Raw genomic sequence first — 21,330 nt, 5'->3', positions numbered from 1 at the left:
TTAATAGCCCTATCCAGCACTGATCGGATCAGAACCAGAATTTTCCTACGAACACACCGAATACAAACAGCCCAGTAGCATGCGCTCTGTGGGTCAGTAAAAATTCTCTCAGAGGCATACGCTGTAGATACGCCTGCTTGGCTCCGCCTGCCAGAGGTTGAATCTGAAAGCCCTGGACAAACTCCAGCACACGCTGAAGCTCAGCTCGCTTTAACTTGTTGAGATGGGTACGTCCGAAGGTCACGTCGCAGAAGTTATTCAGCTCAGACTTTGCATCCTTCTCGGTGGTCGTGCGGAGAATCTTGCCAACCAGTCGTCGCTTATCTTCTTCTTCCAAAAGACTGTCGAGTCGTCGCTGCAACACGTTGCGAGCTTGCTGGAATTGCTCGGCAGTTATGTCGCCGATCTGCTTGACACCGAGCTCGGCGAAGACCGCTCGCCAAATATCTTTGGAGTCTGCTCCCAGCTCGCAGCACTTCGTGCCTAGGTCGTACAACTCTTTCTTTTGAGCAGGTACAAGCTCACGCGAATCGCGCTGAGTACTGGCCTCATGATGGGGTCTGAAATTGAACTCGTAGTAATCGCGTCCAGCAGCCCTATTTTGTTCGCCGCCGACATTAACTTCGTTATCCCTCACGAACCACTACTCCTCACTCCTTGTAGTCCCTACCTGCAGCTCTGTTACCCGAGCCGCTGACCACAACATTGCCGTCCTTCGCTGATTTTTTCGCCACGTCACCGCTCAACAGCGATACGAGCAGTTGCTTTTTCTTCGCCGCACTGAGCCCCCGATAACTGTCGAGCAGAAGCTGTTCATCTGAAGGCAACAGTCCCGACGCCAAGGCATTTGGGGCTGTGCGCAGCCCCGTTAGCACGAAAAGTACGTCGATCCCCGTGACTGCGAGACGCCCAATTAGCTCGGCGGTAGCCCGCTTCCGCCCGGAACACACATCACGAAGCCCCTGACTAGAAGAATCACCAATGACCCGCGACGCATCGGCAAGCGAGAGCCCATGGCGTTCCAGCTCATCTCGCAAGCGAATGTGTAGATATTCCACAGAATCAATTGACAATGTGTAACCCTTACACCAATATTAGTTCACACCATCCCACCACGAATGGTCACTTAGTCGGCACCTAAAGCGGCGCCATAACCCCTCGAAAGGAGCTTCCCTCATGAAGCTACGTACCCCTGACCAGGCTCGTGAGGAGCTCAAGTCCAAGGGCGTTTCGATCACCCAATGGGCGGTCGCCAACAAATTCTCCCCGAACCTTGTTTTCGAAGTGCTCGGTGGCCGCAAGAAGTGCGTGCGCGGCCAGGCTCATGAAATTGCCATCAAGCTGGGCTTGAAAGCGGGTGAGATCTGCACCGACCCGGCCAAGGCTCTGGAAGTCGCATGATGATCACATCAGCCCAAGCATCTAGTTCATCGGCCAGCCTCCGTTTCGCTGCGGCGTCTGCCGCAACGAACGTTGGACTTTGCCGTATTGAACGCCAGCCATTAGCGATAGCCATTGGGTCAACCTGCCCAGATTGTACACAGATCCGCAGCAACTCTTCGATTACGAAGCTCTGCGCTTCTACTTGTGCTTGCAAACGTTGCAGTTCGTTGTCCATCGCTGTCGCCCTGGCAGTGAATTTACCTGATTTCATTGTGCATGGCGCAATGATATTGCCAATGATCAAGCGCGCTTTTTGTTTGGAAAGCCGATCCGCATTGGCTAGGGAGTGTTTCCAATGAGCCCTCGCCAATGGAAACGCGTGCAGCCGACCAACCTTCGCGACGCTCTGAAGCTGTGCCAGCAGCACGCAAAAGAGCGCTTCAACCACAGCATCGAGCGCATCGCCGCTCTGATGGGGCTGGAGGATCACTGGACCCTCTATAAGTGGATTGCCAACGGGCGCATGCCCGCTGTGCTCATCCCGGCCTACGAACAGGCATGTGGCATCAGCTTGGTGACACGCTGGCTGGCCAGCAGCGGCGGCAAGCTGCTGATTGATGTTCCCGCTGGCCGTACCGCTAGCACACACGATATTCAGACCCTGCAGACAACCCTGCACGATGCGACAGGCCAGTTGATGGCTTTTTATGCTGACGATGTTGAGGCAGCTGCCGCCCTTGCTGCCATCCAGGCGGGTCTAGAAGAGCTGGCATGGCATCGCGGAAACGTACAGCAGCACGCCCAGCCGCAGCTCGAACTGGGGGATCAGCCATGATCAGAGACGATAAGTACACGTCGGAGCAGGTGCAGCGCGTACTGCGTGTGATGTTGGCCCTGGCGGGTAACGAGTTCCGGGGCATGCTCCTGAAAGAGGTGGCCATCGCTGCCGAGTGCTCGAATGACAACGCTTTGCGCGCCCTGGAAAACCTTCGCACTGCCGGCCTGGCAGATCGCAGTCCTCACGATCATCACCGTTGGCAACTTGGCCCACGGCTGGTGCAGGTGTCTTTCGCATTCGAGGAAGCCTTGAGCAAGGCCCAGCGAGAGCTGAACGAACGACGCCAGCGTTATACCCGCACCCCCAACTGAATAAGGAAGTAGTGAATGGCCCGTAAAGCGAGCACCACGGAGATTCAATCCATGGCCGAAATCAACCAACAGGCATTTCAGGAAGATGCCGCTGCCCTGACTGTCCTGGGTGACATTGCCCAAGGCATGCAAGATGAACGCGACCTAGTTAACCAGCTCCTCGGTCAAGCTCAGATGGCAGGGGCATTTGAAGATTTTTCCCGCACGGTGCGGACTTCAAAGCTGGCCTATGTCAAGGAAACCAAGCTCTATCGCGCTATTGCTGGCAAAAAAAATCCGCACGGTGCGGAAATTCTGTCCGGTACCTGGGAGGAGTTTTGCAACCTGCTTGGTCGCTCCGTGGACCAGGTTGACCGGGACATCGCGAATCTCCGTGCCTTCGGTGAAGAGGCCCTTGAGTCCATGTCCCGCATGGGCATCGGCTACCGCGAACTTCGCCAGTATCGCAAGCTTCCCGAAGACCAGAAAACGGCTCTACTCGAAGCGGCCAAGTCTGGCGACAAGGACGCTTTCGTTGATCTGGCCGAAGAGCTGATCGCCAAAAGTGCCAAGGATAAAGAGGCGCTGGCTCAGCAACTCGACAACGTGAATGCCGACTATGAGGCGCAGAGCCAGGTTCTGGCTGACACCTCCGGCAAGCTCCAGGACACCAAGCTGGAGCTGGAGAAAACCCGCCGCCTCGTAGCCTCTAGGACGCCTGACGAAAAGGTCATTGCGATCCGCGAGGAGGCCACCAAGCTGGCCACGGAAGCAGAAGCCGCCGTCGTCTGCAAACTCCGTCCCGCCGTAGAAGCCCTTGTAGCGCACGCCGACGAAGACGGTGCAGACCACCGCGCAGTGATCGCTGGCTTGCTCGCCCAGGTGGAGCGTGCCGTGTCCTCAATCCGCGTTGAATACAGCATCCCAGCTACCCCTGATTCGAATCCAACCCCGGAATGGATGCGCGAAGACGCTGACACCCAGGTTGCTCAAGCTCTGGCGGGGGCATAACCCATGAACGCCGTTGTGACCCAACGCCTCGTAGACCTGGCCCGAGCGGTGGAAGTTGCCCCGCATGGCCAGCGTACCGAGCTCTGCCGAACAGCGGCCGTTGAGCTGGGCATGTCCCTGCCGACTATCTATCGAAAACTTCGGGAGGTCACTGTGAATGCCCCTCGCAAGCGCCGTACCGACGCGGGCCAGACCACCTTGAGCGAGCCAGAGGCTTACATGATCTCGGCATTGCTCTTGGAGTCGATCCGCGCCAACAACAAACAGCTGTCGACCGTTGAGCGTGCAGTGGAACGGCTTCGCAGCAACGGCAAGATCCTGGCTGGTCGTGTCGACGAAAAGACGGGTGAGTTCGTACCACTATCGATCAGCTCTATTACCCGTGCTCTGCGTACTTACCGCCTACACCCGGAGCAGCTGTTGCAACCGGAGCCGGCTGTCTCCTTGGCCAGCCGCCACCCAAACCACGTTTGGCAGATCGATGCGTCTATCTCCACCCAGTTCTATCTGGACGATGATGGCGCCAAGACCATGAGCCAGGCCGAGTTCTATGACGGCAAGCCCACCAACCTGAAAAAAATCGAACGCAAGCGGTTGTGGCGCTACGTGATCACTGACCACACCAGCGGCACAATCTATGTGCAGTACGTGCTGGGCGCCGAATCTGCGGAAAACCTCTGCAACGTGTTGATCTGCTGCATGCAGAAACGCGGCGAAAACGATCCCTTCCATGGTGTGCCGTTCATCATCATGACGGACCCCGGTGCGGCCATGACTTCGGCGATCTTCCGCAACCTGTGCAAGGCGTTGAGCATCGAGCTCATCATCAACAAGGTGGGCAACGCCCGCGCCAAAGGGCAGGTTGAGCAGGCCCATAACATTGTTGAGCGTGAATTTGAGTCGGCCTTGAAGCTGCAGAAGGCCGAAACACTGGAGCAGATCAACGGTTGGGCTGGCCAGTGGATGCGCTACCACAACGCAACCGCCATCCATACGCGTCACCGTCGTACCCGCTATGGCCAGTGGCTGACCATTCAAGCTGGCCAGCTGCGCCTGGCGCCCTCGGCGGAGGTATGCCGAGAGCTGGCGGTGACTGCGCCTGAAACTCGGAAGGTCAACGACTTCCTCCAGGTTTCCTATCGCGGCGGGCAGTTCGATGTGTCGGTCATCCCGCAGATCATGGTGGGCGATACCTTGCTGATCACCCGTAACCCATGGCGCGATGAAGACAGCGCCCAGGTAGTGATGACAAACGAGGATGGTCGGGAGGTCTTCCATGTAGTCGAGCGAATCGCCATTGATGCCAACGGCTTCATGGCGACCTCAGCAGTGATCGGCGAATCCTTCAAGTCCCAGGCCGACACCCCAGCCCAGAAGGCACGCAAAACAATCGAACAGCTGGTCACCGGGACAGAATCCCAGGAGAACGCTGCTGCTGCACGCAAGGCGCGGGCCTTGCCGTTCAATGGCGAGATCGATCCGCACAAACACATCACCGATACGGTCTTGCCGTCCTACATGCCACGGCGCGGTGTTGCTTCGCCCATCACTGCGCCAACCGTGGAGATTCAGCCACTTTCCCACGTTGAGGCCGCAAAGCTTCTGCGTGGCCAGATGGGCAGCCTCTGGACGGCGGAATCCATGGCTTGGCTCAAAACCAACTACCCCAACGGCGTGCCGGAAGATCAGATCGACGCCATCACCCAACAACTGCGTATGCCCGCCCGGCCTGGCCTGCGTGTAGTCGGAGGGAATGCTTGATGCTGAAGCTCAAGGACGTGCTTGCCGAGGGCAAGGTGCCGCAGGCCGAGTTGGCCCGCTCGGTGGACCTGAGCCAGGCTGCCATCGCTCAACTGATCAACCACAACCAGTGGCCAAAATCGCTGGACCGCAAGGCTTTGCAGGGACGCATCAAGACGTTTCTCGCACAGCGCGGCGCCAACCTAGCTGCCATCAGCGCAGCTTTCGAAGAAGTGGAACCCCGGCGCGCCAACGCCGGGGCCCCTACATCCCCACCCGAAAACAACCACGTAAACGAACAGGAGTGCGAGCCCATGCTAATGGCCCAACAGGTACTTACACCAGCCGCGCGGAAACAGTTCGGTCTGTTCCGCGACCCCCTCGGTGATTTGCAGGATGCCGCGGATATGTACGTAAGCCCCGATATCCGTTACGTCCGCGAGTCCATGTATCAGGTTGCGCGACACGATGGATTCCTTGCAGTCATCGCGGAGTCCGGGTCAGGCAAGAGCACGATACGCCGTGATCTACGACATCGTCTCGACAGCGAGAACGCCCCGGTTGTCGTTATTGAGCCGTACGTCCTCGCGATGGAAGACAACGACATCAAGGGCAAAACACTGAAAAGCACTCATATCGCGGAAGCGATCATGGCTGCGGTGGCGCCCCTGGAGAAAACGAAATCCTCGCCTGAAGCACGTTTCGCCCAGATGCACCGCGCACTGACGACCAGCTATACCGCTGGTAACCGGCATCTGTTGATCATTGAAGAAGCGCATTCGCTGCCGATCACGACGCTGAAACAGCTGAAGCGGTTGCGAGAGCTGGAGATTGGCTTCACCAAGCTTATTTCAATCATTTTGATCGGCCAGCCTGAGCTGGCTATCAAACTCAGCCCTCGCAACGGCGAAGTGCGGGAAGTCGTGCAGCGTATAGAGGTTGTTGCAGTACCTCCCATTCCTGCTGCCAATGTTGAACAGCACCTTGCGTTCCGCTTCAACCGACTCCAAAAGCCGCTGCCGGAAGTCATCAGCGAGTGTGGCATCCAGGCGATCATTCAACGCCTGAGCACTAGTGGCCGAGACGGGACCAGCCAGCTCTATCCGCTCGCCCTGAGCAACCTGACGAAGGCTGCCATGAACCTGGCTGCACAGATCGGTGAGCCTCTGGTCACCGCTGACGTAGTGAAGGGGGTGTGAGATGGCGACCACCAACTCAGTAACTCCTGCCAGACATCTGCATTTGGTGTCTGCTACCAGCGCCACGGTCGAATGTACCTCGTCGGCCTGCAAAATCCTGACGCCTGAGCTGGCTCAGAAACTGTCTGCCATCAACTCGGTGTCACGCAGCCTGCGCAACGCAGGCGTGCGTATCGAAGCGATGGTTGTCCTGGACGTGACTCTTTTCATTGCAGCGGAAAGTACCGATCTCCTGGCGGTGGTCTTCCGCCAGCAATGGCAGGGTGCGTGCTGGAGCACTCTCGGTAATAAGACCCGAAACATGGTCACCATCGACGGCGTTCGTGTTGTTTGGTTTACCCCGGTAAAGGAGCAGGACCAATGAACAATCTGCCTGAGCGCTACGACACGTTGGTCATCCGTGGAGCATCCGGCAAAGAGGTTCCGCGCACTGTAGACGGTGGTGAGGTGGTGTCCTGGTCGGTGGGGCACGCTCTTGCCGAAGTGTCGCCGCTGCACGACTACGTTACCGATCTGGCCGGCGGTGCGTTCGACACGGTCGATGAAATCACGCAGGGGGCACAGCGGGCGCTGAATTTATCGAAGCTCCAGCGCAGCAGCGGATGGCTCGACCAGGAACAGGCCGACACAACAGCCGAGCCACAAGAAACCGTCGAGAGTCTTCACTTGGCGTTGGTGGCCGAGTGCAATCGCTACAACGATCTGTATATCCAACACACCAACTTTGTCGCGATATCCCAGCGTATTAGCCAGGACCTGGCTGCCATGTGCGAGGCGTACTTGGCCGGTGATGGGGAAACTGCTGCAGCCAGGCTTAGGGCCTTTGCGCTGGCCTATCAGCAGAACACCAAGCCTATGGATGGGAGGACGCACTGATGAGCGAACACCTGGATAGCGACTGCCAGAAATGTGGCGTCCCTTATCCCTCAATCACCGCTTCCTCCGCAGCTCATGATGCGAACCTGATTGACGTGGTTGTCACCTGTGAGGATTGCGGCCACACCCTTAACGCGTTTATCGCCTTGAGCGAGATGACTGTGATTACTGTTTCTGAAGAGGAAGCGAAAGATGACTGAAAAAAACCAAGCGACCTCGATCACCATCCCAGCAGGTTTCGTCATGAATGCCGCAGGACACCTGGTGCCCGAGAACCAGGTGCGCGAGCACGACAAGCTACGCGACGGTGTCGCCCGCGATCTCGGCAATGCCGCCGAGCATATCAGCGCCTTGCTGGCCGAGTTCAAGAAACAGGCTCTTGCTGACATTGCGGACCTGATCGCCGTGTCCTCCGAGCGCTACGGCGTCCAACTAGGCGGGCAAAAGGGCAATGTCTCGATCACCACCTATGACGGCCAGTACAAGATCGAGCGCGCCTATGCAGACCGTATCGTCTTCACCGAAGAGATCCTTGCCGCTCGCGAGCTGATCAACCAATGCATCAGCACCTGGTCGGAAGGGGCGAACGACCATTTGCGCGTCTTGGTTGACCGAGCATTCCGGGCGAACCGCCAGGGCCAGCTCATGGTTAAAGATGTGCTTAGTCTGCTGCGGGTGGAAATCAACGATCCGGCCTGGAAGACAGCCATGCAGGCGCTGAAGGACTCCATACAGGTTAATGGCACCGCCGTTTATATCCGGGTCTATAAACGCCAGGGCACCACTGATCAGTACCTGCCGATCAACCTGACTTTGGCGGGGGTGTAACGTGGACCAGGACCGTATCCTCGACAAGATCAAGAAATGCCTGGAGATGGCGAAGGGCAAGGGCTCCAACCCAAACGAAGCGGAAATTGCACTGCGCCAAGCTCACAAGCTCATGGAAACCTACAATCTGGAAATGGGGGACGTTCTTGCCAGCATGGCTGGCGAGGCCAAGGTAGCAGCTGGATCTGAGGGGGAGCCACCGGCTTGGCGAGTGCGCCTGGCCTACGTCTGCGCAGAGGCTTTCGGCTCGCACTTCATCATCACCACGTCTTGGCTCACGCAAGCGTCATTTGTCTACATCGGTTGCGGAGCCTCGCCAGAGTTGGCGGGTTACGCCTATCAGGTGCTGGAGCGTCAACTGCAGAAGGCACGGCGCGACTACCTGGCAACGCAAAAGCGCTGTAAACGCTCTACCAAGGTCGCTCGCGGGGATGCTTTTGCACACGGATGGATCGACGCGGTGTTGGCCAAGGTGGAACAGTTCTCAGGAGTCGAGGACAACATTGCCGAGGCGATCCAGGCCTACATGGAGAAGAAATACCCGAACCTCGGCACAGCCAAGATGAAACGCCGCAAGCTCAAGGCTCGCGACGAGGTGGCCAGTGACGCCGGGTACGAGGCAGGCCGCTCCGCCCAGTTGCATCATGCCGTTGGCCATCAGCCGGTCGCACGACTGGCTCAGGGGGTTTGATATGTCGCAAGCGAACCCCTTCATTACACCGGGCCGGGAGTATGGTGCGGTCGATACCGAAAACCGTTTGCTCGCCCTGGAAGGTTTTGACCTTGAGCAGTGCCGGGCCGCGCTCGCCGTGCCTCATCTACAGAAGGCCGTGGAGAAGAAGTTGGTTAGCCGGATTCGCCGCCTGGAGAAGCAAGCAACTCCTGTCGAGGGCAAACGGGAAGGTGGCGTATGAGTGCTGCAACGTCCAATGCCAACCGACTGCGTCTGATCAAGCTGATCCACGTTGCGCGCCGCGAATTGCGGATGGATGACGATACCTATCGCCTGATGCTCTCTGGCATGCCTGCATTGGAAGGTGTCACATCGACAGCAGATCTGAGCGTTCCAAACCTGGTGCAGGTTTTGGAACAGCTCAAACTGAAGGGCTTCAAGGTTCGACCAACTAGCACTAGCAAACGGCCACGGGCGAAGGACGGCCAGTCTAAGAAGATCCGCTCACTGTGGCTGTCGCTGAGGGATGCAGGCGTGCTCAGGGATGCTTCCGAAGAGGCCCTGGTGAACTTTGTCAAAGGATCTACTGGTGTTTCCGCGTTGCAATGGCTGACCGGCGCCCAGGCTAGCCAGGTCATCGAGCACCTGAAGCAATGGCTTCAGAGAACCGAACAGGAGGCGGTATGAAAGAGTCGAGCACGGCTGGCGACTTGCTCCAGGCGCTCGCTGATCACGTCACCAAGTCAGCGAAGGAAACGTTGGAAGTCAGCGACGAGGCCGCCGAGGCCCACGGCGTGGAGGTTGCAATGCAGATGGCTGCGGTCTGGGGTGGTCAGCAACTGTACATTCCCAAAGGTATCCATCTGCAGGCGTCCAAGCTGCACCAGCAGATCTTCGACGAGTGGACCGGACGGAACCATCGCGAGATCGCCATGAAGCACGGGATCTCGTTGGCATTCGTTTATAAGGTCGTCAAGCGCATGCGGCTGGCGGTGATCGCTCGCAATCAGGGTGATCTCTTCCACGGCAACCTGGGGGAATGAGGGGCGGGGCAGCGATGCCCCAACCCTTGCAACCTGTGCAACACTATTGCAACCGCCGTCCCACCTTGGCCCATCCCTTACCGGACTATCCCGGATTTATCTCGCCCACTCCCTAGGGTTTATCTCAGTCCCCAACACCATTCCAGCCACCTGCGGACAGCCCTTCATGATGCGCTCCCTCTCCCCCGCCGCGGCCATCGTCATCCTCTCCGGCGTGATCGCCGCCAGCCACCTGGGCAAAGTGCCGCCGGCAATCGAGGCGTTGCGCGGCGACCTGCAGATTTCCCTGGTCCAGGCCGGTTTCCTGCTGTCGCTGATGCAGTTCGCCGGTATGACCATCGGCCTGTTGGTCGGCCTGTACTGCGACCGCCTCGGCGCCCGGCGCAGCCTGCTGTGCGGCCAGTTCATTCTGCTGCTGGCCAGCCTGGCCGGGGCTTTCGCCGGCAGTGCCGGGGCGATGCTGCTGTTGCGCGGTGCAGAAGGCGTCGGCCTGCTGATGGTGGTGCTGCCCACACCGGGGCTGCTGCGCCGGACCGTAGCGGCCGAGCGCTTGCCGCTGCATATGGGCTTGTGGGGTTGCTACGTGGCGCTCGGCACCGCGCTGGCATTCTTCATCGGGCCCATGGTCATCGACGCCTGCGGCTGGCGTTGCTGGTGGCTGGTGCCGGCAGGCGCTTCGGCGCTGGCGATCGTGCTGCTGGCCAGGGGACTGCCCCGGGAACAGACCGCTCCACGCCGGGAGGCCCGGCGCCTGGTCATCAGCATCGATGCCTTGCTGGTGGGGCTGGCATTCGCCCTGTACGCCGGCCAATGGCTGGCCGTGGTGGGCTTTGCGCCGAGCCTGTTCGCCGGCCAACATGCAACGCCGATACTCTCGGGCAGCCTCAGCGCCCTGATCGCCCTGGCCAATATCCTCGGCAGCCTCGCCGCCGCAGCCGTGCTGCACCGTGGCGGACGACTGGGCCCGTTGCTGGTGACCGGCTACGCCGGCATGACCCTGATGGCCTTCGCCGCCTTCTCCCCGCTGCTCGCCGCCTCGCCATCGCAGCAGTACCTGGCGATCCTGCTGTTCTCGGCCTTTGGCGGGTTGCTGCCGGGCTGCCTGTTCCTCCTGGCGGTGAGGTCGGCGCCCGATGAAGGACTGATTGCCTCGACCGTGGGCCAGGTGCAACAGATGACCTCGCTCGGCATGTGCCTGCTGCCGCCGCTGATGGCCAAGGCCAGCGCCCTGGCTGGCGGCTGGCAGGCCACCTGGTGGATCAGTGGCCTGGCCTCGGCAACGGCGCTGGTGGCACTGGCGAGGCTGCGCAAGAGGACTACCGAGCAGCCTCGCCCAACAACCAATCGCGAAACGCCTGCACCTTGCCCAGCTCCCCGCACTCCGGCCGGTAGACCACGTAGTACGCCTGGGTCAGCGGGCAATCCACGCCCTTGTCGGCAAACGGCCGGATCAGCCGCCCCGCGTCAAGGTCGTCCTTGACCATCACGCTGCGCGCCAGCGCCAAACCCTGGCCGTCCATGGCCGCCTGCAATACCGCCGCCGAGTTGTTGATGCGCAGGCCGCGCTCGGTGTCGATGGCGGTGAAGCCGGACGCGTCCATCCACATGCGCCAGGTCGGGTAGTCCGGGTCGCCCGCCATGGACTGGTCGTGGATCAGGGTGCAGCGCTCCAATGCCGCTTCGGGCAGGCGACCTTTTTTCAGCAGCGGGTAGTCCGGCGCACAGACCGGGAACAGGGTTTCGTCCATCAGGTGCAGCGCCGTCAGCCCCGGCCAGTTGCCGGCGCCGTAGCGCACGCCGATATCGATGCGCTCGGCCTGGAAGTCGACCGTGCGCAGGTTGGTGTCGAGCAGCACATCAAGACGCGGGTGGGCCTGCTGGAAACGCTCGATGCGCGGCAGCAGCCATTTCGAGGCAAACGCCGGGCTGACGCTGACCCGCAGCCCGGCATGCACGCCAGCATCCTTGAGCCGCGCCAGGCCGACACTGAGGCGGTCGAAGCCGGCCTGGATATCCGGCAGCGCGGCTCGGGCGGTATCGGTCAACATCAGCCGCGCCGTACCGCTGCCTGCGCGAGTGAACAACGGAATGCCCAGCCAGGCTTCGAGGCTGCGCACCTGCTGCCCGACCGCCGCCGGGGTGACGTTCAGCTCCGCCGCCGCGGCGGAGAAACTCTGGTGCCGCGCCGCCGCTTCGAAGGCGCGCAGGGCGTTGAGATAGGCCAGTGACATGGAAAGTTTTTCTTTCTCGCTAGTGAACATAACCTGCGTTGTTGACAGACCCGCACAGGACAACAATGGAGCCCGAAACCGTTCGGAGCCCTGCGAAAGCTAGCAGGTTTTCAACGAGCGGCAAGCTGTTTCCTGTTGATCCCATTACGAGTCCGCGGAGTGTTCATCATGCAAAGTTTTTCTAACAAGGTAGCCATCGTCACCGGTGGCGGTTCGGGCATCGGCGAAGAGGTCACCCGGCGCCTGGTGGCAGCCGGCGCCAAGGTGGTGATCGGCGGGCGCAACGAACAGAAACTGCAGGAAGCCGCGCTGCGCATCGACGCCAGCGGGCAGCAGGTGCGCATCCTCGCTGGCGATATCGCCGATCCGGCCACGGCCGAGGCATTGGTCGCCGTGGCGCAGAACGCATTCGGCGGGGTCGATATCCTGGTCAACAACGCCGGGGTGTTCAATCCCAAGCCCTTTCTTGAAGTGACGCCGACGGAGTACGACGGCTTCCTCGACATCATCCTCAAGGGCAAGTTCTTCATGGCCCAGGCAGCGGCCAAGGCCATGCTCCAGCGCGGCGGCGGGGTGATCGTGCAGACCGGCTCGCTGTGGGCGACCCAGGCCATCGGCGCGACGCCGTCGGCGGCTTATTCGGCAGCAAATGCCGGGGTGCATGCGCTGACCCGCAACCTGGCAATCGAACTGGCGGCGTCGAACATTCGCATCAACACCGTGGCCCCGGCCGTGGTGGAAACCCCGGTATACGGCACCTTCATGAGTGCCGAGCAGGTCAAGGAAGTGCTGCCGACCTTCAACGCCTTCCACCCGCTGGGACGCAACGGCCAGCCGGCAGATGTGGCCCAGGCGATCCTGTTCCTGGCCTCGGAACAGGCGGCGTGGATCACCGGGGCACTGCTGCCGGTGGATGGCGGGGTGAGCGCCGGGCGTATCTGAGTTCCAGGCTGCCTGATCACGACTGTCGTCGAATGGCATCACGACAGCATCGTTGTGTATTTTGATATACAGCGTTGTCAGCAAGCACCTGGCAACGCTAGTATTCGCCGCGACCCGGTTGTCCCCCGGGTCAACATTCCGCTGGATTTTCCATATGGCTCGTAGTTTTCGGGGAGGAAAGCCCGAGCTGTCGTTGCGGATGTCGATGTATATAAAAATATATAACGAAGCGGGTTGGATCAGTTTTCGGTGCACGGCAATTCAGGATGTGTCGCCTGTTACTCCGTCATCGCTGGCAAGCCAGCTCCCACAGGGTCGATGAACACTGTGGGAGCTGGCTTGCCAGCGATGAGGTCCCCAGGAACACCCTCCGGCAATGGCATGCCCGCAACGACCAGCCCCACCAACATGGAGCAGTCATGCAGTCCTTCGCCCCTCGCGCCCTGGTCGCGGCCCTTGCCGCCATCAGTGCCCAGTCCGCTCTCGCCGCCGAGCAGAGCAAGCCCTTCAGCCTCGGCGAGATCCAGATCGCCGCCCCGCAGGACGACAAGCTCGCCACCGGCAGCACCGTGGTCGAGTTGCAGGATATCCGCCTGCACGACCGCGAAACCGTCGACCGCGCCCTGGCCCTGGCCCCCGGCGTCAACCAGAGCTATATCGGCGGCCGTGCCGAACAGGTGGTCTACGTGCGCGGCTTCGACCGCCTGCAGGTGCCGGTGTATATCGACGGCATCCCGACCTATGTGCCCTACGACGGCAATATCGACCTCGGCCGCTTTACCACCTACGACCTGTCGCGCATCGAAGTGGCCAAGGGCTTTGCCTCGCTGCTGTACGGACCGAACACCCTGGGTGGGGCGATCAACCTGGTGACCCGACGCCCTACCGAAACCTTCGAGGGCGAAGTGGGCGGCGGCCTGGAGCTGACCGATCATGGCAACGTCAACGCCTACCGCAGCTACGCCAACGTCGGCTCGAATCAGGGCAACTGGTGGATGCAGGGCGGCGTGTCCTATGTCGACTACGACTACACGATGCTGCCGGACGACTTCGAACCGACCAACAACCAGCAAGGCGAAGGCCGCCGCGAAAACAGCAACAAGCGCGATGGCAAGTTCAGCTTCAAGCTCGGCTTCACTCCCAACGCCACCGACGAATACGTGGTCGGCTACGTCCAGCAACAAGGCCGCAAGGGCCAGCCGCCCTACGCCGGCGACCTGCCCGCCACCGGCCAGCGCAAGCGCTGGTGGGAATGGCCGCAATGGGACAAGACCAGCCTGTTCATCGCCACCAACACCCGCTTCGGCGAGCACGGCCTGAAGTCCCGGGTGTACCACGACACCTTCAAGAACTCGCTGGAAAGCTTCAACTACAACAACGGCATCCCCGGCACACTGCAGTCCGGCTTCCCGAGCAAGTACGACGACGAATCCACCGGCTTCTCCATCGAAGGCGACCTGGCCCTGACCGAGGGCAACCGCCTGGGCGTGGCCTATCACTTCAAGGAAGACGTGCACCGCTCCCGCGACGGTAGCGACCCGCAGACCCACTTCCGCGACCAGACCCAATCCATCGCCCTGGAAGACACCCTGCGCCTGAACGAGATCTTCAGCATCGTCGGCGGCGTCTCCTACAACTACCGCAAGAGCCTGGACGCCGAGAACTACGGCACCAACAGCACCTCGCCGACGCGCAAGACCCTGTACGACGAGCCCACCGGCAGCGACGACGCGGTCAACAGCCAGCTCGGCCTGTTCATGAATACCGGGCCGTTGCTGGACATCGACCACAACGGCCAGGTGCGCCTGACCGTGTCGCGCAAGAGCCGCTTCGCCACGATCAAGGACCGCTACTCGACCCGCTTCGGCACGGTGATCCCCAGCCCCGACCTGAAGTCGGAACGGGCCACCCATTACGAGCTGGGCTACAGCGGTGCGCTGACCCCGCAGTGGAACCTCGACGCGGCGCTGTTCGTGGCCAATATCGAAGACTCGATCCAGCAGGTCACGGTGCCGGCGCAACTCAACTGCGCAGCGCCCTGCGGCCAGTACCAGAACATCGCCAAGGCGCGTAACCAAGGCTTCGAACTGGGCCTGAAGGGTGATCTCGGCGACTGGGAGCTGGGCGCCAGCTACACCTTCCTCGACCGCGAGAACCGCAGCAATCCCGAGCTGCACCCGATCGACACGCCGCGCCACAACCTGTTCGCCTCGGCCACCTGGAACCACGATGCCTGGCGCCTGACCGGCAGCGCCGAAGCCGCGTCCAAGCGCTACAACGTCTCCGATGGCTCGCAGATGTCCGGCGGCTACGCGGTGTACAACTTCAAGTCCGGCTACCGCTTCAGCAACGACGTGCTGGTGGAGGCCGGGGTGCGCAACCTGTTCGACCGCCTCTACGAGTACAGCGAGGGCTACCCGGAAATCGGCCGCAACTACTTCGTGCAGTTCAATGTTCCGCTGTAAGGCATGGCTGCTCGCCCTGGCATTGAGCCCGGCGAGCCTGCTCGCGGCCGAACCGGTGGTGGTGCTGACCAGCTACCCCGAGGAGATGATGAGCCGCTTCGAGGAAGCCTTCGAACAGGCCAACCCCGACTACCGCCTGCAGATCCTCTGGCGCCAGGGCTTCGATGCCCTGCCCTTCCTGCGCCAGGCGGACCAGGGCGGGGTCGATGTGTACTGGGCACCGTCGCCGGGCAATTTCGCCCGGCTGGCCAAGGATGGCGGCTGGCAGCCATTGGGGGTCGACCTGGCCGGCCTGCCGCCGCGCATCGGCGCTACCGCCCTGCGCGACGAGCAGGCGCGCTACCAAGCCACGGAACTGGCTGGCTACGGCTTCGCCACCAATCCCGAGGAGCTGAAGGACCTTGGGTTGGACGCGCCGAAGGACTGGACCGACCTGCTCGACCCGCGCCTGAGCGGACGCATCGCCCTGCCCGATCCGGGCCGGGTCGGCTTCGCCCCGGTGCTGCTCGACATCGTGCTCCAGGCCTATGGCTGGGAGCGCGGCTGGGCGCTGTGGAGCGAGATCGCCGGGCAGTCGCGGCTGGTCAGCCGCGGCGGCACCCTGGTCAGCGACGAGGTGGCCAGCGGGCGCGCGGCAGTGGGCCTGTCCATCGACTTCTTCGTCGCCTCGGCGGTGAGCAACGGCCAGCCGGTGGGCTTCGTCTATCCGGCCCATGGCGGGTTGAACCCGGCGCATATCGCGATCACCCGCAGCGCCCGCCAGGTGGACGGCGCGCGGGCCTTCGTGCGCTTCGTGCTGTCCGATGCCGGGCAGAAGCTGCTGGCCGACCCGGACATCCGCAAGCTGCCGGTGCGCCCTGCTGTCTACGCCGCATTGCCGGCGGGTTACCACGACCCGTTCGTGGCGGCCAAGGCAGGCGCCTACCGCTACAAGGAGGCCTCGCGCGAGCGCCTGGCGCTGGTCACTTCGCTGTTCGTGCAATGGCTCGGGCAACCCCATGAGCGCCTGGCCGGGCTGTGGGCGCGGGTGCATGCCGGGGAAGCCATGGGCCGCGACCTGCAGGCAGTGCGCGCCTACCTGGTGGTGCCGCCGATCAGTGCCGGACAGGCCGCTTCGGCGGATCTGCTGACCCTGTTCGGCGCACGCCAGGACAGCGGCATGGAGCATCAGCCGGCCAGTGACCAGGACGTGCTCGGCCAGCGCGAAATCAGCTGGCAGTTCTACAGCGCCACCCGCCATGCCGAAGCCGCGCGCCTGCTGGACGAGATGGGGCTATGAGGCGCATCGCTGCGCTGCTGTTGCTTGGCGCACTGGCGGGCTTTGCCGCTGGCGCCCGGGCCGACCGCGAAGCCTTCGCCCAGCCGCTGCCAGGTCTGGACGACGAGATGCAGCGCGAGCGTTTCTTCAAGGGCCGCGGGCTGTTCCGCCAGGCCTGGGTAATCGCGCCGTCGCGGGATGAAGCGGTGGACGGGCTCGGCCCGTTGTACAACCGTCTCACCTGCATCGCCTGCCACCCGAAGAATGGTCGCGGCCAGGCACCGGCGGACGAAACGACGCCGATGCGGACCATGCTGGTGCGCCTGTCCTTGCCGGGCACGGATGCCCATGGCGGCCCCAGGCCCCATCCGGCCTATGGCGACCAGCTCAACGAACTGGGTATTCCCGGCGTGCGTGGCGAAGGTCAGGCGCGGATCCGCTGGGAGGAAAGGCCTGTGCAACTGGCCGATGGCGAGGTGGTCAGCCTGCGTCAGCCGCACTTGCAGTTCAGCGAGCTGGGTTATGGGCCGCTCGGCGATATCCGTACCTCGGCACGGGTCGGCAACCCGGTGTTCGGCCTGGGCTTGCTGGAACAGGTCAGTGCCGAGGAACTGCAACGCATGGCCGACGAGCCCAAGGCGGATGGCGTGCGTGGGCGGGTCAACCAGGTCTGGAGTGTCCAGCGCCAACGCCTGGAGCCCGGGCGTTTCGGGCTCAAGGCCAATCAGCCGGACCTGCTGCAACAGATCGCCAGTGCCCTGCACGGCGACCTCGGTATCACCTCGCCGCTGTACCCCAGGGAAAACTGCGCACCACAGCAACGGGATTGCCAGTTGGCCCTGAAGGGCGGCGAGCCGGAGGTGGACGCGATGCAGTTGAGCGAGCTGTATTTCTACCTGGTGAACCTGGCGCCTCCGCCACGCCGCGAGCGGGACAAGGTGCAGGCCGGGGAGCGCCTGTTTGCCAAAGCCGGTTGCGCTGTTTGCCATCGGCCGCAGCTCAAGGCCGGAACGCGGGTGATTGAGCCTTATACCGATCTGTTGCTGCACGATATGGGCGACGGGCTGGCCGACGGGCGCGAGGACTTTCTCGCCAACGAACGGGAATGGCGCACGCCGACGTTATGGGGCGTCGGGCTGATCGAGCAAATCAATCCGGGGGCTGGCTATCTGCATGATGGACGGGCGCGCAGCCTGAGCGAGGCTGTGCTTTGGCATGGAGGGGAAGCACAAGCGGCGCGGGAGCGGTTCGCAGGAATGCCCCGGGGGGATCGCGATGCGCTATTGCTGTTCCTGCAATCCCTCTGATCTGCAAATTTCCGGCTGGGTCATCGGCCGTGGATAAAGCTGGATCAAACACTTGATGGCCAACGGCCATCACCAGATAATCCGCCGCCTCATTCAAATGCCAGGAAGCACCATGAAAAAATCCCTTCTGCTCATTCCATTGATACTCGTCCTGCAAGGCTGCGGTGTAAACATGGCTCGCTACGAGCCGAGCTACGCCAACGTCCAGCAACTCAAGGAGCATGCGCCGTTGCAGGCAGTGGACCGCGCCGAGGTCAAGGCCGGCAAGGAACAGCAGGCGCTGACCGTGCGGAACAACCCGATCCGTTCGCCCAGCGGCAGCATCCCCCTGCACATCCAGGAAGCGATCAACGATGAGCTGGGTCGCGCCGGCCTGCTCGATGCCAAATCGCAGCGCCATCTGGACGTGCTGGTGCTCAAGAGCGATCTGACCGCAGGTTCGAGCACCGGCCAGGGCGAGTTGCAGGCACGCTTTACCCTGCGCAACAGCGACCAGGTGATCTACGACCAGACAAAATCCGTGACTCGTACCTGGGAGAGTCACTTCGTCGGCGCCGTTGCCATCCCTGCCGCCGCCAACTCCTACAACCCGATGGTCCAGGACCTTCTGAAGTCGCTGTACAGCGATCCGCTGTTCATCCAGGCGATGAAGTGACGCACAGAGAAAGAGCCGTATCAGCGGCTCTTTCTCCATTCAAGCCCGTGGTGTGCGCAACTCCAGCGCCGAGTATTTCAACTGCTGGCTCTCCACCATCTGCTTGAGCAGGGCATTGACCTGACGGGTGAAGGTGTCATTGACCGCAGCAGTCGGGGTCTTGACCATCAGCGGAATGAAGATCAGGCCGATCCAGGTGTTGACCTCGTCGTGGTTGCTGATGTTGTGCAGCGAAGCACCCTGCTGATCCAGCGCCTCCAGGGTCATGGTGTATTGGTCGGTAGCCATAGCCGGAATCACGCCAAAGCTGAAACCGCTAATGGCAGCCATCACCAGTTGGCCACCGTTGGCACCGTGGTTATAGACCTTCAAGCGCAAGGTGTAGTCGCCCGGCTGCTTCTGGAACTCGTCAAGGGTAATACGACCGAACAGGCCCGAATCATTGAGGGTCTTCTGCAGTGCCGGACGCAATGAGTCACGGGCTCCAGGCATTTCCACGGCAGAGGCCTGCTGCGGTTCACCCTGATAGAAGTCAAAATCCACATAAACGTTCGGTTTGTTGGTGTAGCTGGCCATCGACGGCATGCTCACCGGTGCTACCTGGTCCGAAGTGAAGCTGGCGCAACCGCTCAGTGTAAGTGCCAACGACAGGCCCAGCGCTTTTCCTACATGCATAACAGCTTCCTTGATCATTCGAATGCGCCTCCACCAGCGGAGAACGCGTATGGATTCTAAAGAGTTCGCAATGATGGCAAAAGGACAGTTACGAAAAAATCGCGCCAGGTGAAAAGCCGGCCGGGAGTGCCCGAAATGCTTCCTGAAGATCCCCCTGAACCCACTCGAGCTGATCAAACAGATCAATTCGAGGGCCGGGTACCTGGATGATGGCCGGTCGCGCAGCCTAACCGAGGCGCTGCTGTGACATGGCGACTCGCCCATCATCTGCAAGAGCGCTAAGGCTCAGGGCTTCAACGCCACAGTGAGGCGCTGACGCCGCTCCAGCAGCCTGTCGAAGCCCAGGTTGTACAGGTAGGTGTAGGGCAGCAGGAACACCAGCAGCCCCACCTCCATGAGGAAGGCTTCCACCAGGCTGATCGACAACCACCAGGCCGCCGCCGGCACTACCGCCAGGATCAGCCCGCCCTCGAAGCCGAGGGCATGGGCGATACGCACCAGCGGCGTGCGCTGGAAGCCCAGGCGCGCCTGCAGGCGATCGAACATGACGTTGTAGAGCATGTTCCACAGCGTAGCGGTGACCGAGATGGCCAGGGTCAGCAGCCCGGCACTCATCAAGGGTTTGTCCATCAGCAGGGCGATGGTCGGTGCGCACAGCAGCAGTGCGAAGAATTCGAAGCCCAGCGCATGGACGATTCGGGTAGTCAGGGTCTTGTCGGTGGTCATGTCAGCCACTCCTGGAAACGTTGAACCCGGCCAGCTTATGACCTACATTTCCGTACCTCAACAGCCAATATCCCAAGCACTGGTTGCAAATATGAAACGCCTGGAATGGGACAACCTGCATGTGCTGCTGGCCGTGGTCCGGACCGGCAATCTGAAACGCGCGGCCCAGCGCCTGCGCCTGAGTACCGCCACCCTGTCGCGGCGCCTCGATGCGCTGGAGGAGCAACTCGGCGGGCAACTGCTCGAACGCAGCTCCACCGGCTGTCTGCCCACCGCCTTCGGCCAGCGCATCGCCGGTTTCGCCGAGCAGATGGAAGGCGCGGCCAACGAGATCCTGCGCGAGGCCGACTCGCCGGAAAGCGTCGAAGGCACGGTGCGGGTCAATGCCGATGAATGGCTGTCGTTCCTGGTCATCGCCTTGCTGGCGCCGATCCGCCCGCGCCATCCGCTGCTGGACATGGAGGTGCTGACCACCCCGCACCCGGTCAACCTGGCCCGCCGCGAAGCCGACCTGTCGCTGCGCTATGCCGAGCCGGAAACCAGGGACCTGATCGCCGAACCCCTCGGTGAAATCGAGTTCGCCCTGTACGGCGCCAACCGCTACCTCGACCAGCACCGCCCGGCCGTGGCCGCACGGGACTGGGCGCGCCTGGATTTCGTCGGGCTGGAAGAGTCGCGCCTGGACCAGGACCTGGAAACCTGGTGGCAAGGCCTGGACGGCGCCCCGCCGCCATGGCTGCGCTGCAACCAGACCCTGGGCATCTACGACGGGGTGATCGCCGGTGCCGGCCTGGGCATCGTCGAAAAGCGCACGGCCCGGCTCACGCCCACCCTGGAACTGGTCATGGACATGCCCGGACTGACCCGCGAAGTGTGGCTGTGCACCCACCGCTCGCTGCGGGAAAGTGCGCGGATCAAGGCGGTGCGGGATTTTCTGGTGGAGGCCTGGCCACACTAGGGTTTCGCTGCTGACTGCCCTATGGCTGCATGGGTATCTCCACAATTTCAGATAGCGACGCGCCCCCTGTGGGAGCTGGCTTGCCAGCGATGACGTCGGTGAATTCACCACAGCTATCGCTGGCAAGCCAGCTCCCACAGGGTCCGCGTTGCTCCTGGATCTGTTCTTTGCGGGTGAACAGCTCCTCATGCCGACTTGTTATCCCCACCCGTTTCACCAACAATGCAGCGAA

At 61.7% G+C, this 21,330-nt stretch carries 25 protein-coding genes and 1 pseudogene; 21 read left to right on the top strand and 5 right to left on the bottom strand.

Annotation, left to right across the window (positions count from 1 at the left end):
* Positions 1–28: 28 nt before the first annotated feature.
* Both ACODSK_RS12055 and ACODSK_RS12050 read right to left on the bottom strand, forming a co-directional pair.
* On the bottom strand, positions 29–637 hold the full coding sequence (locus ACODSK_RS12055) for a hypothetical protein (RefSeq protein WP_489016234.1): 609 nt from the start codon (positions 635–637) through the stop codon (positions 29–31).
* 13 nt (positions 638–650) lie between these two features.
* Entirely contained in the window at positions 651–1,073 is a 423-nt protein-coding gene (locus ACODSK_RS12050; RefSeq protein WP_489016232.1) for a hypothetical protein, read from the bottom strand.
* Between the two features lie 103 nt (positions 1,074–1,176).
* Here ACODSK_RS12050 and ACODSK_RS12045 point away from each other — a divergent pair, with 103 nt between their 5' ends.
* The 15 genes and pseudogenes from ACODSK_RS12045 to ACODSK_RS11975 all read left to right on the top strand — a co-directional run.
* Positions 1,177–1,401 (top strand): DNA-binding protein, encoded by a 225-nt coding sequence (locus ACODSK_RS12045; protein ID WP_038410257.1) that lies wholly within the window; start codon positions 1,177–1,179, stop codon positions 1,399–1,401.
* A 337-nt stretch (positions 1,402–1,738) separates the two neighbouring features.
* On the top strand, positions 1,739–2,218 hold the full coding sequence (locus ACODSK_RS12040; RefSeq protein ID WP_489016230.1) for a hypothetical protein: 480 nt from the start codon (positions 1,739–1,741) through the stop codon (positions 2,216–2,218).
* Positions 2,215–2,532: a hypothetical protein gene (locus tag ACODSK_RS12035; RefSeq protein ID WP_489016228.1), complete on the top strand. Its 318-nt coding sequence runs from the start codon at positions 2,215–2,217 to the stop codon at positions 2,530–2,532. Before ACODSK_RS12040 ends, ACODSK_RS12035 begins: the two co-directional genes overlap by 4 nt.
* A 15-nt stretch (positions 2,533–2,547) precedes the next feature.
* On the top strand, positions 2,548–3,522 hold the full coding sequence (locus ACODSK_RS12030) for a hypothetical protein (RefSeq protein ID WP_489016226.1): 975 nt from the start codon (positions 2,548–2,550) through the stop codon (positions 3,520–3,522).
* Between the two features lie 3 nt (positions 3,523–3,525).
* Positions 3,526–5,283, top strand: coding sequence for a transposase family protein (locus tag ACODSK_RS12025; RefSeq protein WP_489016224.1), 1,758 nt, complete (start codon positions 3,526–3,528; stop codon positions 5,281–5,283).
* The gene (locus ACODSK_RS12020; RefSeq protein WP_489016222.1) at positions 5,283–6,461 is read left to right on the top strand and encodes an ExeA family protein; all 1,179 of its coding nucleotides are present in this window, start codon (positions 5,283–5,285) and stop codon (positions 6,459–6,461) included. Before ACODSK_RS12025 ends, ACODSK_RS12020 begins: the two co-directional genes overlap by 1 nt.
* A gap of 1 nt (position 6,462) precedes the next feature.
* Positions 6,463–6,825, top strand: coding sequence for a hypothetical protein (locus tag ACODSK_RS12015; RefSeq protein WP_489016221.1), 363 nt, complete (start codon positions 6,463–6,465; stop codon positions 6,823–6,825).
* The gene (locus ACODSK_RS12010) at positions 6,822–7,337 is read left to right on the top strand and encodes a hypothetical protein (protein WP_489016219.1); all 516 of its coding nucleotides are present in this window, start codon (positions 6,822–6,824) and stop codon (positions 7,335–7,337) included. Before ACODSK_RS12015 ends, ACODSK_RS12010 begins: the two co-directional genes overlap by 4 nt.
* A complete protein-coding gene (locus ACODSK_RS12005) occupies positions 7,337–7,537 on the top strand; it encodes a ribonuclease P Rpr2/Rpp21/SNM1 subunit family protein (RefSeq protein WP_489016218.1) in 201 nt (66 codons plus the stop codon). The genes ACODSK_RS12010 and ACODSK_RS12005 overlap by 1 nt, the downstream gene beginning before the upstream one ends.
* Positions 7,530–8,165, top strand: a complete 636-nt coding sequence (locus tag ACODSK_RS12000) for a DUF3164 family protein (RefSeq protein WP_489016216.1) — start codon at positions 7,530–7,532, stop codon at positions 8,163–8,165. Before ACODSK_RS12005 ends, ACODSK_RS12000 begins: the two co-directional genes overlap by 8 nt.
* A 1-nt stretch (position 8,166) precedes the next feature.
* Positions 8,167–8,856, top strand: a complete 690-nt coding sequence (locus ACODSK_RS11995) for a DUF2786 domain-containing protein (RefSeq protein ID WP_489016214.1) — start codon at positions 8,167–8,169, stop codon at positions 8,854–8,856.
* A gap of 1 nt (position 8,857) precedes the next feature.
* Positions 8,858–9,079: a hypothetical protein gene (locus ACODSK_RS11990; RefSeq protein ID WP_489016213.1), complete on the top strand. Its 222-nt coding sequence runs from the start codon at positions 8,858–8,860 to the stop codon at positions 9,077–9,079.
* On the top strand, positions 9,076–9,525 hold the full coding sequence (locus ACODSK_RS11985) for a gp16 family protein (protein WP_489016212.1): 450 nt from the start codon (positions 9,076–9,078) through the stop codon (positions 9,523–9,525). Before ACODSK_RS11990 ends, ACODSK_RS11985 begins: the two co-directional genes overlap by 4 nt.
* Positions 9,522–9,881, top strand: a complete 360-nt coding sequence (locus tag ACODSK_RS11980) for a Mor transcription activator family protein (RefSeq protein WP_489016210.1) — start codon at positions 9,522–9,524, stop codon at positions 9,879–9,881. The genes ACODSK_RS11985 and ACODSK_RS11980 overlap by 4 nt, the downstream gene beginning before the upstream one ends.
* 166 nt (positions 9,882–10,047) lie before the next feature.
* Positions 10,048–11,073: pseudogene (locus ACODSK_RS11975) on the top strand (MFS transporter); the annotation flags it as partial.
* A gap of 124 nt (positions 11,074–11,197) precedes the next feature.
* On the opposite strand, the gene gcvA reads toward ACODSK_RS11975, so the two are convergent.
* The gene (gene gcvA / locus ACODSK_RS11970; protein WP_489016208.1) at positions 11,198–12,112 is read right to left on the bottom strand and encodes a transcriptional regulator GcvA; all 915 of its coding nucleotides are present in this window, start codon (positions 12,110–12,112) and stop codon (positions 11,198–11,200) included.
* Positions 12,113–12,280: 168 nt separating this feature from the next.
* On the opposite strand from gcvA, the gene ACODSK_RS11965 reads away from it, so the two are divergent.
* The 5 genes from ACODSK_RS11965 to ACODSK_RS11945 all read left to right on the top strand — a co-directional run bounded on the left by ACODSK_RS11965 (position 12,281) and on the right by ACODSK_RS11945 (position 18,739).
* On the top strand, positions 12,281–13,054 hold the full coding sequence (locus ACODSK_RS11965) for an SDR family NAD(P)-dependent oxidoreductase (protein WP_489016207.1): 774 nt from the start codon (positions 12,281–12,283) through the stop codon (positions 13,052–13,054).
* A 419-nt stretch (positions 13,055–13,473) separates the two neighbouring features.
* A complete protein-coding gene (locus ACODSK_RS11960; protein ID WP_489016205.1) occupies positions 13,474–15,519 on the top strand; it encodes a TonB-dependent receptor plug domain-containing protein in 2,046 nt (681 codons plus the stop codon).
* On the top strand, positions 15,506–16,798 hold the full coding sequence (locus tag ACODSK_RS11955; protein ID WP_489016203.1) for an ABC transporter substrate-binding protein: 1,293 nt from the start codon (positions 15,506–15,508) through the stop codon (positions 16,796–16,798). The genes ACODSK_RS11960 and ACODSK_RS11955 overlap by 14 nt, the downstream gene beginning before the upstream one ends.
* A complete protein-coding gene (locus ACODSK_RS11950) occupies positions 16,795–18,084 on the top strand; it encodes a di-heme oxidoreductase family protein (RefSeq protein WP_489016202.1) in 1,290 nt (429 codons plus the stop codon). Before ACODSK_RS11955 ends, ACODSK_RS11950 begins: the two co-directional genes overlap by 4 nt.
* A gap of 112 nt (positions 18,085–18,196) precedes the next feature.
* Positions 18,197–18,739 carry a hypothetical protein gene (locus tag ACODSK_RS11945; protein ID WP_489016200.1) on the top strand — a complete coding sequence of 181 codons (543 nt, stop codon included), beginning with the start codon at positions 18,197–18,199 and terminating at the stop codon, positions 18,737–18,739.
* Positions 18,740–18,778: 39 nt separating this feature from the next.
* Here ACODSK_RS11945 and ACODSK_RS11940 read toward each other — a convergent pair whose 3' ends face one another.
* Complete coding sequence (locus ACODSK_RS11940; protein WP_489016199.1) at positions 18,779–19,414, bottom strand: hypothetical protein; 636 nt, start codon at positions 19,412–19,414, stop codon at positions 18,779–18,781.
* Between the two features lie 285 nt (positions 19,415–19,699).
* Complete coding sequence (locus ACODSK_RS11935) at positions 19,700–20,140, bottom strand: multidrug/biocide efflux PACE transporter (protein ID WP_489016197.1); 441 nt, start codon at positions 20,138–20,140, stop codon at positions 19,700–19,702.
* Positions 20,141–20,231: 91 nt separating this feature from the next.
* On the opposite strand from ACODSK_RS11935, the gene ACODSK_RS11930 reads away from it, so the two are divergent.
* On the top strand, positions 20,232–21,098 hold the full coding sequence (locus ACODSK_RS11930; protein ID WP_489016195.1) for a LysR family transcriptional regulator: 867 nt from the start codon (positions 20,232–20,234) through the stop codon (positions 21,096–21,098).
* Positions 21,099–21,330 lie beyond the last annotated feature (232 nt).

The sequence above is a fragment of the Pseudomonas sp. FG98 genome (assembly GCF_057808595.1).
Note: the sequence above shows the minus strand (reverse complement) of the source record. Positions and strands in the feature narration are given on the sequence as shown.